At 58.0% G+C, this 14,630-nt stretch carries 11 protein-coding genes and 1 pseudogene; 5 read left to right on the forward strand and 7 right to left on the reverse strand.

Going from position 1 to position 14,630, the window contains the following annotated elements:
• Positions 1-3: 3 nt before the first annotated feature.
• Positions 4-5,343: a P-loop NTPase family protein gene (locus tag Q2941_RS26365; RefSeq protein WP_458194174.1), complete on the reverse strand. Its 5,340-nt coding sequence runs from the start codon at positions 5,341-5,343 to the stop codon at positions 4-6.
• Between the two features lie 266 nt (positions 5,344-5,609).
• Between Q2941_RS26365 and Q2941_RS26370 the strand changes: the two are divergent.
• Both Q2941_RS26370 and Q2941_RS26375 read left to right on the forward strand, forming a co-directional pair.
• Positions 5,610-6,017 (forward strand): annotated as a pseudogene (locus Q2941_RS26370) (mobile mystery protein A); the annotation flags it as partial.
• On the forward strand, positions 6,014-6,604 hold the full coding sequence (locus Q2941_RS26375; protein WP_458194175.1) for a mobile mystery protein B: 591 nt from the start codon (positions 6,014-6,016) through the stop codon (positions 6,602-6,604). The pseudogene Q2941_RS26370 and the gene Q2941_RS26375, both read left to right, overlap by 4 nt.
• A gap of 13 nt (positions 6,605-6,617) precedes the next feature.
• Here Q2941_RS26375 and Q2941_RS26380 read toward each other — a convergent pair whose 3' ends face one another.
• Complete coding sequence (locus Q2941_RS26380) at positions 6,618-6,863, reverse strand: hypothetical protein (RefSeq protein ID WP_458194176.1); 246 nt, start codon at positions 6,861-6,863, stop codon at positions 6,618-6,620.
• Positions 6,864-7,270: 407 nt separating this feature from the next.
• On the opposite strand from Q2941_RS26380, the gene Q2941_RS26385 reads away from it, so the two are divergent.
• The 3 genes from Q2941_RS26385 to Q2941_RS26395 all read left to right on the forward strand — a co-directional run bounded on the left by Q2941_RS26385 (position 7,271) and on the right by Q2941_RS26395 (position 11,741).
• Positions 7,271-8,041, forward strand: coding sequence for a HEPN/Toprim-associated domain-containing protein (locus Q2941_RS26385; protein ID WP_458194177.1), 771 nt, complete (start codon positions 7,271-7,273; stop codon positions 8,039-8,041).
• A 58-nt stretch (positions 8,042-8,099) separates the two neighbouring features.
• The gene (locus tag Q2941_RS26390; RefSeq protein WP_458194178.1) at positions 8,100-8,591 is read left to right on the forward strand and encodes a hypothetical protein; all 492 of its coding nucleotides are present in this window, start codon (positions 8,100-8,102) and stop codon (positions 8,589-8,591) included.
• A gap of 954 nt (positions 8,592-9,545) precedes the next feature.
• Positions 9,546-11,741 (forward strand): tetratricopeptide repeat protein, encoded by a 2,196-nt coding sequence (locus tag Q2941_RS26395; RefSeq protein WP_458194179.1) that lies wholly within the window; start codon positions 9,546-9,548, stop codon positions 11,739-11,741.
• 86 nt (positions 11,742-11,827) lie between these two features.
• On the opposite strand, the gene Q2941_RS26400 is transcribed toward Q2941_RS26395, so the two are convergent.
• The 5 genes from Q2941_RS26400 to Q2941_RS26420 form a co-directional block, all read right to left on the reverse strand.
• Positions 11,828-12,181 carry a cation:dicarboxylate symporter family transporter gene (locus Q2941_RS26400; RefSeq protein WP_458194188.1) on the reverse strand — a complete coding sequence of 118 codons (354 nt, stop codon included), beginning with the start codon at positions 12,179-12,181 and terminating at the stop codon, positions 11,828-11,830.
• Positions 12,182-12,186: 5 nt separating this feature from the next.
• Positions 12,187-12,450, reverse strand: coding sequence for a cation:dicarboxylate symporter family transporter (locus tag Q2941_RS26405; protein WP_458194180.1), 264 nt, complete (start codon positions 12,448-12,450; stop codon positions 12,187-12,189).
• Between the two features lie 268 nt (positions 12,451-12,718).
• The gene (locus tag Q2941_RS26410; protein ID WP_458194181.1) at positions 12,719-13,411 is read right to left on the reverse strand and encodes a hypothetical protein; all 693 of its coding nucleotides are present in this window, start codon (positions 13,409-13,411) and stop codon (positions 12,719-12,721) included.
• A 77-nt stretch (positions 13,412-13,488) separates the two neighbouring features.
• A complete protein-coding gene (locus Q2941_RS26415; protein WP_458194182.1) occupies positions 13,489-14,049 on the reverse strand; it encodes a hypothetical protein in 561 nt (186 codons plus the stop codon).
• 74 nt (positions 14,050-14,123) lie between these two features.
• Positions 14,124-14,630: transposase (locus Q2941_RS26420; protein ID WP_458194183.1), on the reverse strand; the 507-nt coding region annotated here is incomplete at its 5' end.

Consider the following 14,630-nt stretch of genomic DNA (forward strand, 5'->3'; position numbering starts at 1 on the left):
TCTTCAAGCAGTCGCCGAATTGACGACATGATCCCGCAGGGCGATAGCAGCATGGCTTCCTCGGGAGACAGCAGTCGTCAGCAGGGCGCGAAAATCTCGCTCCAGATCAGGATTAGCCGATATCTGTTCTCCTTTGCGTTCCCAACAGGCCCGCAGGAACGCGATCAGATTTCCTTCAAGGCCATCCCGCCAGTCATAGGAATCGAGAGTCGGGATAACCGGGGCCAGCCACCTGATTGCTGGAACAAGCAGACCCACCGCCGCGGGCTGCATGACCCAGTAGAGGAGTCCGGAAACCAGTTTCGCCCCCTTGAACCACCGCGCGACAGCCGTCGCGAAAAGACCTTCCATGCCGGAAAGCGCGGCGGCAAACTCCGGCCTTTCGCCGATCTTGTTGATTTTCGTGCCGAGGCCGAGGAGCCAGAAAACGGCGTCATCGAGGTCATAGGATCGACCTGACGCAGGATCCCATGCAGGGCTTTGCAACGCGTGCTCCATCATCGCGCTCCAGATTGCCGCGAAGCGCTCGGGCGCTTGCGCAGCTCGCACACCAACCGTGAACCACTCCCAGAAAAAGCGTTCGATCCATTGATGGGCTGACGGGCCGCGATCGAGGATTGGTTGCCATAGCGTGCGGTGATCCTCCACAGCGGTCAGGCTGGGGATCGTTCGTGCCACAACGCCATAGACCCAGGCATCAAACTCGTCCGGATGATCCTCGGTCCGCTGCCGACGTGGATCGTCGATCTTGGGAATCAGCCCCAGCGCAATGTCGAGAAACATGCGAACGAAACCGAGCCACTTGGTCCTCTCATCGGGCCGCGCCGACGCGAGGTCCAGCCAGGCGAATGCCGCTGAAATAACGCGAGTATCGACGCTGAGCCGTCCGCGATGAAGGGTTTCGACTTCACTGCCTGGGCGGTGCGTGCTGGTCTCACGGCGACGCAGGCGCGCCATTTCAGGGAATTGGCGCGAACGAATACCTTCGATCTCCCGCTCGGCCTGCGCGCTCAATTCGAGGATATCGGGCAGCTCCGTCGGTAACCGCGCTTCGACAAATTCCCCGATCAGCGGTTCTTTGCCGGTGTGATCATCCTCGGCGTCGGTATCGGTCCTGAGCCTCTGCGCCATGCTGTGAGCAGGTCGCTCCCCGGCCCATTGTACCGCCAAGCAAAGCATGCGATCGAAGTCTTCGCCGAGTTGTTCCCGGCGTTGAGAAGCGCGGATCAGTGTCCGGCTTGTCGTGCTGTAATGGAAAGAGAGAACGCTGGCTGCCACAAGGCGGCGGGCCAAGAGGTCGTTGCGATCCTGCGCAAGAAGAGTGACGCCAGCCTCGCCTGCGAAGGAATCCCATTTCCGATCACCGTCGGCTTCAGCAGAGTTGAACCGGAGCGGTGCAGGCGGTTGACCGATCACGGCTTCCAGTTTGCTGCGGCACCAAGCCATGCGTTCCGGATCGGCTGCGAGCCAGTCGAGATGCTTAACGATCAGCGCGGCGATGGCGCCGCAGAGCAAGTCCTCGATCTGATGCAGCGGATCGCCGTCATTGGCAAGCCGCGGCGAAAGGTCTTCAAGGCCCTGGACAAACTCCCAGAACTGCGGGAGCTGGGCCTGCGAGAAACGCTCGTTTGAATCGAGCAGTTGCCGCATCTGGGAAGGAAGATTGGTGATCGTCTGGTCCGTGGCGATGCGCTGAAGATCCTCGTGATTCTTCTGCCTAACCTCTTCCGACCAGTCGAAGTTGACAGCGACGCGCTTTCCGTCACGCGTCTCGAAGGCGTAATTGTCGGGGTTGAGACGTTCGCTCAGCAGCCGAAGGGCTTCCGGCGGTTCCTCGCCGTTGAGGTCGGAAACCCACCCCGATCGCAACTGTGTGAGGAAGGGCCGCTCGGCTTCATTGGTGACCAGCGTTTCAACGATGCCGCCGCCAATATAAAGCAACATGTCTTGCCGATGCGGCATTCGATACCACGCCCGGCCGAGCTCGATCATGGCACGGGGCTGGTACGTCCAGAGGCCCATGGGATCGGAACCGCCCGATCTCCGCAGCGTGGCTATTTGGCGGTCCCAATCGAGAAACAGCCAGTTTTGGAGAAGCGGCCTCAGGACACCAGCAAATAGCGCTGGACAGTATTTGCCGACATCGAAGAGGAGGCCCGCGAACGCGAGCGACTCACTCTCGCTCAAGATGCGGTTGATCCACACGTCAACAGATTCGCCGCGGTCGATCTTCTTGTGGAGCCAATGTTCCAGCGCCATGAGTACGCTATGAATCGCCGAACCAGACGGGACCGGCCAATCATGATGCCACCGGAAGACGTTCGGATCGCCGCACCAGAGGCGGGCTTCGCTTCCGATGCGAACCGTGAGGCCGTGGCCTTCGCAAAATCGCCGGGTCGCAAAATTGATGAGCCGCAGCGCAAAGGACAGCCCCTGATCCGGAGCCAGTTGGAGAAACTGAAGGAAAGGCCCCCGACAGTACAAGGGCGGGTCGTGATCATTGCGGTAGTCGAGGCCAGTTTCACGCATTGAGCTGCGACCGAAATCCTCTTCTTGCGGGGATTCGATGCAGACCGCCAACAAGACCTCAAGCGCGGCGTCCGGTCTAGCGCGCACGAGCGCCGGAAAGGCTCCGGTGTCAAGGCACGCGTCTTGAAAAGCGTTCTGCACGCCATCGCGCGGGCCATCAGGCCAAGGGTCACGTCGCTCACCGCGGGGCCAAGCTGGAGGGAGCCGTTCGCGCCTTTCTCGTCGTTCCGGATTCGCCGCAAGATATTGTCGTCGTTCTTCACGACGCCGCTCATGCGCCCGCTCGACGCGAGCGCTGATTTCCGGGTCGAGATCGCGTCGCTCCGCAAGTTCAAGACAGAGCTGCGCGACTTCATCCGGCAACTCTGGCGCGGCGAACAGTACCGCTTCGTAGACAACCTTGTCGCGGCCGTCGGAATAATAGTTGCCCTCGGCATTGAGCGCCTGGACCTCGCGGCCGATGGCCAAGGCGAGTTCAGCGGCCTCTTTCCGCCAGGGCATCGGCTGCCCCTCGCTCAGTTCGACCGGCACCGACTTAAGCCACAGCGCACAAAGCTTGGCGGCTGCATGCGGGACAAGCCGCGCAACCTCGTCGCGATGCGCGTTGAGCACGGTCAGCATCGGCCCCCAATAAGGCCAATACGGCAGACGGAACAGATGATCCCACTCGCCCGTGTCCTCTGTCGCGGACAACAGCGTGCCAATCCTCGGATCGGGCAGCGTCGCAGCAAACATGAAACGCTCAAGCATCAGCGCGAGAAGGCGACCGCGATTTGCCGTCAAAGCCTCCCAACTGCGCTGGAGCAGCGCGACCGCATTCGTGGCAAGGAACAGCGACTCAACGAGTTGATCGCGGATAATCGCGCCTTCCTCGGTGCCATCTTCCAAACCCTCGACCGCTTGTCGCCAGCGCTCGGGGCCGTCGTCAGCCTGTTCGAGAAGCCGCTGTCCAAAGAGGCGCATGGCGCGATGCCAGCGCGGCAGCTTCGCGCGGGCGCGAACAGATGGAGCGGAAAGGCCCGGCTCCCCAATCAGCACGTTGAGGCGGGCCCAGTCGCCAAGCATGTCGTGCGTGAATCGCACCCGCTGGTCGCGGATGCGCACGAGGTCCGAAGCAGTCAGGCTCCCCAGCGCGGCCTGCTCGCTTTGTTCCAATTGCATGCGCGGCACGCTGGCGAGAAGCGTGTCGCCTTCGAGCGTGCCTAGCCGCATGAGCAGATGTGAGCGGCCAAGCTGATCAGCACCGCCTTCGACCCAGCGCTCCCAGAGCGCGTCAACCAGATAGCTGACGCCGATGATCGACGCCGGATTGATCGTCTTCCCGCTACGCGCGGCCGCGACCAGCCAGTCCAGGATCTTCAGGTTCGTCAACAAGGGTCGAAGCTCGGGCCGCAATGATGCCCATTGCAACTCAGAAATCGGCGCGAGAAGGCTTTGGACGTCGTCCGCCGATGGCAGGTCGAGTTCCGTCGCGCGGTGCAGGGCCGGCGGCAGGCCGGCCTTGATAAAGCTCCGGATGAGTTTGGGCGCTGGCTCGATCTGGCTCGTGATCAGAACATGGATGTGCTTCGGACCATTTTCGGCAAGCAGCGCCTCCATCCAGCGGCGTGCGAGGCGTTGCGCACGCGGCGAATAGCCTTCGAAGCTGTCGAAGACGATCAAGCACGGCTCTGGTGCGACGGACAGAATCTCGCAAAGCGGATGGGCGATACCGATATCGCGCTCGAACGCAGCTTCCGTGTCGCAGTCGATCGTGGTCTCGGCAAACCATATGCACCGGCCGTAATCCGTCTCGCCGATTTGCTTCGCGAAGGCGGACTTGCCGCTTCCGGACTCTCCGATGAGAAAGCACGCGCGGTCCCGGTTGAGGCAATCGAGCACCTTGGCGCGGGCTTCATCGCGAGGCAGCGGCGGCAAGCCAGAAATCTGGCTGCGAACATCGGCCATAAGCTCACGGCTTGAGCGATCCAAGACTCCCCAATCATGCCGATAGTCGGGATGGTCATGCAGATCGAATTCATCACGCAGCTCGACAAGCAAGCTTGCCAGATCGATCGACCCGCCCGTCCGATTGGCGTCCGCTAGGGCAACAAGGCGAGACCACAGACTCCTTGCCTCGTCAGCATCGCCGGACCGCAGAATGGTCTGGCAGTCGCGCATCGCGAGATCATGATCACGCGATGGCGTGGCCTCGAAGTCGAAGCGCATTAAGCGTATGCGGCAAAGAAGCTGCATCGCGGCGCTGTCACTGGCGTCACCTTCGTTGCGAAGCTCTTCCGGACAACGCAGGCTCGCGAAGAGTGCCCGCTGGAGCGCAGAGGATTGCGAACCATCGGCGGCTACGGGCTCGGCAAGCCGGGCGAGCATGCGGTCGGGCGTTGTGCGCAAGGCGTCGCTGAGCAGATTCGACCAGGCGTCTTCGACATCATGCGCGAGACTGCCAACCATCAGGACAACAGCGTCGTTGCTGGCGCGAATGACACGCTCGGTCTTGACGCCGAACCATTGCGCCCATGCGATCCCAACGAAATCAGGAGGGAAGCCCGAGCTCGTGACTTGCCGGTCGCTTTTGATCGAAATTCCGGCGGAGCGCTTGCCTGTAGGAGCTGTGCATTCCACGATGAGATCGTCTGCAAGCCAGCCCAGGTCTCGTCCCTGCCATTGCAAGCGATCAATCTTGCCGAACTCAGCGCCGAGCGTGTTGGTCCTCGCCAAAAGATCGAGAAGAAAGCGCGCAGCGATGCAGTTCTCATTGCGGAAGCCGGTTCCGGCAGTGAGCTGAACAGGGGCTTTCCTCTTCGAGGTGACCTTCATGATGTGTCCGTGCGGGATAGCCTTCTAGAACGTTCCAAGAACATCTGCAATGGGTTGTGATAGAGCGAAGGTGCCGGCTGATCGATTGAAGGGCAAGGCCGCGCTATTTCAATAATATATCCCTTATTATGCGAACCAGATAGTATAAGGCATAACTTATTACTTTGTGAGATTTCCATAATGCATATCTTATATATTTATCAATCTACTATATGCTATATCTTATCGCATGAAAGACGCCATCCGCCAGCCGCTTTGCCGCGCGCCGAGCGCTCTCGCACGCCCAGCGCCCCCCCAAGGGCTGGCTTCGCGCGATCCGCGACGCACTCGGCATGACCACCGCCCAATATGCAAAGAGGCTGGGGGTTTCGCAGCCACGCATCGTGGAACTTGAAAAATCCGAGCAAGGCGGCAGTGTAACCCTCAATACGCTACAACGCGCGGCCGAGGCCCTCGGCTGCAGGCTGGTCTATGTGCTTGTACCCGAGCGCCCCCTCGCGGAAGTTGTAACCAAGCGAGCTGCCGAGATCGCCGAGCGGCAATCACGAGCCATCGAACAAACGATGCGGCTTGAGGACCAGGCCGTGGAGGACAATCAGGCTGCCCGCGCGCTTCGGGAGCGAGCGATCGAGGATTTATTGAAACGCCCCGCGCGTCTCTGGGATGATGAATGACTGATACTGATCTGCACGCCGCCGACGATCACGCGACACCGCTGACGCCCCAGGAGCGCGAAGATCTTATCCCAACGCACATTACTTTGCGTAGCGAGTTGAACGAACTCGAGCAGCAGAACATCGCGACGGCAAACCGTTGGGCATTCGGTCGCCGGAAAGTTGCGACGCGAGAAAGTTTTCTCAAGAGCCTGCACCGGCGTATGTTCGAACGTGTCTGGCGCTGGGCTGGAAAATTCCGAATGACGGAGCGCAATCTCGACGTCGCGCCGCATTTGATCGAAGTTTCACTGCATCAGGTACTCGACGACGCAAGGTATTGGGTCGAGAACAACACGTATCCACCGGACGAACTTGCCATTCGCTTCCATCACCGCCTCGTATCCGTACATCCGTTTCCAAACGGCAACGGTCGCTGGTCACGATTGGCTGCTGATGTGTTAGTCGTGCAGCTTGGCGGCCGGCGCTTTACATGGGGCGGCGCAGACTTGCAGACAGCCGGCACCGCGTGCACGGCCTACATTGCAGCGCTTCAGGCTGCCGATAACCATGATCTCGGGCCACTCATCGCCTTCGCACGATCATGAACTGGTCAAATCATCACTCTGGCAAAGCCTCGGCAAAGTCCCGCATCGCAACAAGGAGCTCATAGCCGGACTTGTGCCAGAACGGTTCGAACGTGATGGTTTTCCCATCGAGGTCCGGAGTCAGAAAGATGCCCCGCCACGTGATGGGGAATTTCTCCGGCTTGTATTGCGAAAAATCGAAACGGAAATTGTGCGATACCGTGTTTCGGATGGCTCGCGCATATTCGTACCAATCTGCATCGCGAAGCTTTTTGACCATCGCACTTCCAGGGCCCGCGCGATCAAAATCCTCGCAATAGTCGCTTAACAGCTCGAACGGGACGCGAATGAGGGCATGAAGCCGGTTAAGCACAAGTCGGTAGTGATCGAAAACCGCGACGTGTCTTGCTCAAGTAGCATTGAAAGATCGGAGTAAGACACCCACGTGTCGAGCACCTTCATCTGTAGGCCTCGGGCTTCTTCGATCGCGCTTGGCTTATACTGAGCACCACCTTGGAGCCGTGGCTTGAGATGATAGCCAGCCGATAACATCGGTCTTGCCGCGCAAACTCGTCGAGAATATCCGATTTTGTAAAGCGCATGACAGCTCGGGCGACGATTCGCAGTATATATGTGCCTCAAAGTGTAGAGACCTAACGGTGTATCGCGGAAGGAGGTTGTCATCCAGTGGGGACAGAAATTCAACTGACAACAGGCCACGTTTCGCTGGACTATGCGAAAAATGACATGGGGTTCGATTATGGTTTCTTGTTTCAGCATGGCGATCTCACTCGATGTCGGTCGGACGCCATCAACTATGACTACTACCAGAACAATCCAGAAGAGCAGAGCGAACTCGCTGCGCATGAGGCCGCGTTCGTAAGACCGCTTAGCCGCGTGCTCCCAAGGCTTCAGCTACTTGGGTATACGCTTGAACACGCACGGGCTGAGTACGAGTCGCTCGTCGACTCCACGATGGAGACGACAGATGACGATCCGCCCGAAGAAGCGGAAGAGGCGTCCATTCTGACATTTGAGGAATTCTGCTCGCTTGCATGCCGATATCCACTATCGAGCCTTTCACCTGAATATATCGAGTTTGATACGCCCGAACGCGAGAAAATCGCCCAGGGGCGATTGGCAAATGATGACGATATCGATCGCGTCCCGTGGGCCGGCAACTCGGACCTATATTGGTCCGAAGCGAGCTATTTTTCGTCAAAGCTGTGTGTTCTTAGCGCGCCGGCGATGCTGCAAGTTTTCGGCACAAATCCGGCAAATGCCGAAGTTGAGGTTATTTGGCAATTTGGGGCCGCTAGTGAACGCGGGCTGGGCCGCTCGGGAGTCATTCCAATGTGGAGCGAGGCGAACCCAATCAATTCTGGTCGCCACCGAAGGCGCATCGGATGCGCGCATCGTCAGTCGCGCTCTCGAAATCTTACGGCCGGACGTCGCTGATTTCTTCCGATTTATTGATGTAGAGGAGCGGCACCATTTTTGGGGCACAGGCAATTTGGTGAAATTCGCGGAAGGCTTACTCCGCATCGACATACAGAATAAAGTGCTGTTCCTGCTCGACAATGATGCTGAAGGGGTCGATGCCTATCGTAAACTTCAGGAATTGAGGCTTTCGAGCAATATGCGGGCGATGCGCCTGCCGTATTTGGAGGAATTTCGGAGCGTCCCGGCCCGAGGACCCAAGGGTGTGAGCGCTTGCGATATTAATGGAAGAGCAGCCGCGATCGAATGCTATTTGGATCTAAACCTCAGCGGATATCCACCAGCACAGGTCATCTCGAGCAACTACAAAAGAGATATCGATGCTTGGCAGGGAGCGCTGGAGCACAAGGAATCCTATATGCGCCACTTCCTGGAGCAGACAAGCAGAGGGGCGCCGCCCGAAGGGTATGAGACCTCGAAACTAGCAAAGCTGTTGGATGCTCTGATCTCAGAGGCATCTCTTCTCAACGGCTCAGTTGAACATCGCTCAACACTCGAAGGTCAGTGAGCGCACCTTAGAACCCTCCATGCTGCGTCTATGCTGCGTGGATCCGCCGAGAGGGTCTAGGAGTCATTGAAAATGAAAGGGAATTTCTGGGAGGACACACCGCGCGAATTTGCGCGGAGCAAATCGTAGAAACTGTAATTGGTTTGCGTGTTTAAGTACTGTTTCGTAAAGCTCTGTAGGGCGAAAAGGGGCCTTCCGAGTGGAATCAAAATCCGCCGCTAAAGAATTTCGAGGATATTTCCGCGCCTGATTTCTTCGAAAACTTCGCGCGCCTCGGGCCCTGGAGCGATGCATACGGTTCGATATGTGTTCAGGAAGGCCCACCAATGAGATCAAAAGCTTACGTCGTTCCAGTTGCCCGGAGCGCGACGACCGCACCAGATACGTCCACTTTTCGTTCATGCGCAAGTTCGCACACTGTATTCGATGGCGGTAGACCGGTGATGGTGAATGTGGGCGTCGTCCACTCAACGGTCGAAGATGGTCCGACGGAGCCGCTGATTAAGAGGCGTGTGATTTCATAAGAAAATCAACGCTCATTCCAACATATGGGCTGGTAAAGCCGCATTGAATCTCTAATTGGATTTCCGCCTGTCGGAATGGCGCAATAGCAATTTTGTCAGCTCGGAAGGATAACGCGTCGGGGGTTCGAATCGCGGCGCCCCGCGCGCGATATTTGCACGCCGCACAACCGAGAGCAATGTATGCAACGGAATTCACTGCGGAAATTAGTCGTAAGCGGGCGCCCTCCCGCAATACTACCGCCCGGCCGAGCTACTCGTCGTAGCATTGACTTCCGCTGACCTCCGAGAGGCCTGCAGGGCGGCGTTGGCCCCCCAATTCCTCGTCATCACTTGTTCGGAGCTCCGACCGCGTCCGAATTCCCCAGGCTTTCATTTGGCTTCGGCTAGTTGCGAACGACGGCGTTCTGGTCGAGAATGCTACCGTGCTTCCATGATCGCGAGCGTCGCGATGTCTTCACTCTCGAATGTTCGGCTGCCAAAACCCAAGGATTGGCAGGATTTCGAGCGGAAAATGCGAGACCTGTTTGCACGCGTGCTGGCTGATCCCAACACACGAATGCATGGACGCACCGGCCAACCGCAGCATGGAGTAGATCTTTACGGTTACCGGAACAACGATCGGGACAAGATGGTCGGCGTTCAGTGTAAGCTTTCCAACGACGAAATCACGATAGACGAACTAAAGGTCGAACTGGATAAGGCCCACAATTTCACCCCTTCCATTTCCGAGTTCTATCTCGTTACGACCGCTGCGCGCGATGCCAAAATCCAGCGAGCCGCCCGCGAGTTGACTCAACTCCTCGATACCACCGACCGCCCCATTAGTGTCGAGGTATGGGGCTGGGATGACATTGAGGATACTGCGGCAAGCTACGCTGATGCGTGGAAGACATTCGATCCCACATTCAACCCCTTCGCCGAGCAAGCACGTGATGAGGCACGTCGAGAATTCGGCGCGATCTCAGACAAGGTCAATGAAGTGTTGCGGATCGTGTCCGAGAGGGAGAGCGTTCCGAAGGCTGCACTGCTCACCATCCTGGACGCTTGGGAAGAAGCGGCTACGGACGATGTCGCGGAAATCACGCGACGACTGACCGCCAAAGCGGCCGAATTCAAAGCGCTGACCGAGCGGCTAACCCGGCTTACCAACGACGATCCGGCCGTGCAGGGGCACCGCCAGTCGGCCGCCAATGCCCTCGGCGAGGGCGACTTCGATAAGGCTGACCGCGAGCTCGCGGCGGCAGAAGCGCTGGATCTGGACCAATTGGAGGAACTTGAGGCAACGGTCACGCGCAAGCGGCTCTCCGCCGCGCAGACGCGGGCCTCTCGCGGCGCGGCCGCAAGCCTGAAGGGCACACGAGAAGCCCTGCATGACGCTGCGGCACACTACGAGCAGGCCGCAAGGCTAGTGCGCGACGTGGATGCCGAGAAGGCTATGGACTACCTTGTCCGCCAATGCAGCACTTTGGTGGATTTGGCAACCGCTTTCGGCGATCCGTCAGCGCTGAAGGAGGTGGAAGTCGCACTCACCGATATGTTGTTTAGTCCCTCGCGACCGATACCTTTTGTTACCGCCTTTCCTGCGCTAATGACTCTTGGAAACGCGCTGACGACCGCGGCCTCGGGGCTACACAACGCCGAGCAGTTGCGGCGGGCAATCGGCATTTTCCGCTACGGAACGATAGGTCCAGCCGAGGAACTCCCGAGCTACTGGGCACTTGCTCAGAACAACATCGGCGTAGCTTTTATAGAGCTCGGGAAGCTCGAAGAGGATCCGGAAGCTTTGCGCGAAGCCGTCGAAGCCTTCGGTAAGTCGCTGCAGGTCCGCACGATCGAGTGTAGCCCGACCGAGTGGGCCCAGACGCAGCTAAACTTGGGCAACGCGCTTATGGAGCGAGGACGACTGGAAAAGAATTCGGATTTAACAAAGCAGGCGATTGCTGCGTTCGATGGGGCTCAGCAAATCTTCTCACGGGATCGATCCGGAGACCTTTGCGCCTTTGGCAATCTTGGAGATGCATACGTGCAGCTTTATGATCACACGGGCGAGCTTGCACATCTCACCAAGGCCAGTGACGCTTATCGGACGGCGCTTGAAATCGAGACCCGCGAACGGCAACCCCAACATTGGGGCCGGTCACAAACGCGCCTCGGGGCAGTTCTCTTGCAAAGTGCGAAGTTGCAAAAGGAGCCCGTCGGTTATGTAGAACAGGCCATTCAAGCGTTCAGAAGTGCGCTGTTGGAGGTCACCTATCAGCGCATGCCGTTTGAGTACCTGATCGCAACGCGGTATCTGGCGTCGGCTCTATTGGAGCTCACTCGGCTGACGCGAAAGGGCGCCTATCTCCAGGAGACCATTGAAATCCTTCAAGCCACTACCGGCAAGGAGATCGCAGACTTTGGGGCGTACAACTGGGCCGAAGCCCAGCGAGCGCTGGGTTACGCCCTGACTATTCTCGGCACGCACTCGCGCAACTCGCCACAGCTCGAAGACGCAATTGCTGCTTACCGCACGGCCCGTGAGGCTTTTGAGCGTTTGGGCATGCCCCAGAGGCTTCTCGGCATTGAGGAACAGATCGCAGAGATCACGGCAACCAAGAACGAGATCGACAACGAGAAAGGCTAGTTGTCAACTGCTCTGCCTCCTACGGGTCTGCACCCCGCCGTCGAATCGACAATGCCCTGCCGCCTACAAGGGTACGGTTGAAGAATCTAGAGCCCTCCCTGAGCGTCAGGTGCCACGCTGGGTCCGGTCGTTGAGACAGCGTGAAGCTGCTTCTCAATTGACTCGCCGTTCCACCGGGCGACCACGATTGCAGCAACACCGTTGCCGATTGCGTTCACCAGGGCATCCCCCTCCGAGATGAAGCGACATACACCGAGGATGAGTGCCATGCTTGCAACGGGAAGCGTGTTTAGGGAGGCGAGTGTGGCAGCGAGCACGACGAATGATCCTCCGGTAACGCTCGCCGTTCCTTTGGACGTGAGCAAAAGCACACCAATGAGCGCCAGCTGGCCTTCCATCCCCAGGTGGGTATTCGTTGCCTGAGCCCGGACGATCGCCATCTTGGTCAAGTTGATGCACGTACCGTCGAGATTGAAGGAGTAGCGCCGGCTGGAACGACGACGCCGACTACGGATTCGGGGCAGCCGGCAGCCTTCAATTTGCTCATCAGGCGGGGCAATGCCGATTCCGAGGACGAGGTAGAGAGAGCACGATCAGCAGTTCGTCTCGGATGGATCGAATGAACCTGACGATACTGAATCCCGCGAGCCGCGCGGTAGCTCCGAGCACGACGAGAACAAATACGGCGCAGGCATCCTTGAATTCGCATGTACGGGAGACCTCAATGGTCTGATCGAGAAATTCTTCGGATGGCGACCACTTGTCGAGCGGATGGGTGGAGCACGCTTTGGGCCCCGAAGTCAAGTCGCGCGACTCCATCAAATCGCAAGCGAGTCCTTAGATGGCGCGCCACCGATTCGCATATCACTCACAGTCGGAGCTCCTAATTTTCACCGAATTGACTATGTTCAACGAACACTGAAAACGGCAACTCTAGTGAAAATCGTGACACTAAACGTGCAGGTACCAGCGAGAGGTCATACGACAACTTCGATTTCCTCATCGGAAAACCATCCGCGCTCTATCAATTGCTCGCGGGCACTCTTGGCGTCATCGGAATAATATACAACGGCGAGACTTTCCTTGGCACGGCTGCATGTCACGTAAAACAAACGACGCGTGCGATCGATGGAATTGTCTCTTCCTGCAGCCTCATTCTCGAAATCGGCCTTGGTCTTAGCCTTGATTCCCATAAGCTTGCCGTAGTTGAACATGAATCCGCGAGCTTCTTCATCGTTGATGACCACCATCACACGCGGAAATTCAAGTCCTTTAACGCCTTGGTGTGTGTCGAACTGCGAGCTTCCTCGCACGTATTGATCAAATTTTTCAACTTGATCAAAAGGTGACTCAAGCGCGAGTCGCGACGCTCCAGTTTCGGTCTTTGCATCCTCCGCGACCTCATCGTCGACGGGTGGCATATCGCTCAGCTCGTCGTCAGAGGTCGAGAACGGGAGCAAAACATCGGGAATCGTAAAGAGACTAGTTTCGGCGACATACTGCAGAACTGAACGTAAGGATGGCGATGCCCCATGGAATAGCAGCGCTCGCAGCGCCATCGCAGGCAGTTTTAGCCTGGTCGAGCAGTTTGCGTTGGTCAGGTCCTGCGGCCCGAAGCCGATCGCGATCGAGGATCGGGGAGGTCCGCCGAACTGAAGCAGGAATGGCAAAGCGGTCTTTTGCGGCTAGTGCCTTTGCCAAGGGCAACAGTTCGCGGGTGAAAAAGCCGATGCCAGCCCCAGTTCCTTCAAGCAGACTCGTCCGCATACGCTCGAAACCATAAAGAGGTGCAAAAAACGCCTGACATCATATGCTCGAGTGCAAGCGTTTTTATCTTGTCGTTTCCAGTAGCCCAATTCTCGTCACCGGTTACAAGCGCCATTCGCTTTGCAATATCTGCTTCAAGCTTCGAGGGGTTGGCGACGGTGCCGGGCACAAGAAACAGTCGGACAACACCCGTCTCTGCACCGCTCCTCGCGCGCTGTTCCTGCCTGTCATCATCTTCGCGAAGCTTGTTTATCAGAGTTATGACTCTGACCGGACAACGATGATTCATAATCTTCCGTGGACGCGCCCAGTCGGCTGGAATGGCTTCAGCCAGCCGTTCCTTGCCGTCTGCATAGATCCGCTGCATCGTGTCACCAAAGAGCCCCAAGCAGAAGCTCTCCGGATAACCAGATTGAAGGTTGAGGACGGCATCCATGAATGGCCGAGCAGTGTCCTGACTTTCGTCAATAAGCAGGATCGGAAAACTTGTTGTCACAAGCTGACGTAAGCCATGCTTGGTTGTCAAAAACTCCGATGTCATGAAATGGACCCGCGGAGCGGGACCGCTTGAGCCGGTTTGTTAGTTGGAAACTGACCGCTCCTGATCCGTTTCTATCACGCTGCGAGAAACCCTGTCTGCTGCTGTTGCTGTGGGCATGTGGTCAACGCGTCGGCGTTGTCCATCATGTCCACAGCCTTCGCAGCCTGCATCCGTTCGCGCCAGACCGCCATCGGCGCGCGATAACCGAGTGCCTGATGAAGGCGGCGACCGTTGTAGAAGGCGATCCAGTTTGCGATTCCTGCCTTGGCCTCGCGACCGTCGGCATAGCCCTTGAGATAGATGTCCTCATGCTTGAGCGAGCGCCACAGCCGCTCGATGAAGACATTGTCCATCCAACGACCGCGGCCATCCATTGAGATCCTGATCCCTGCGCCGGCCAACGCGCCGGTGAAGGCCGCACTCGTGAATTGGCTGCCTTGGTCGGTGTTGAAGATCTCCGGCCTGCCATACCGTGCCAGAGCGTCGTCGAGCGCAGCGAGGCAAAACGAGGTATCCATTGTATTGGAGATACGCCACGCTAGCACTGCACGGCTCGCCCAGTCGATGATGGCAACGAGATA

The sequence above is a fragment of the Bradyrhizobium sp. UFLA05-153 genome, from assembly GCF_054185185.1.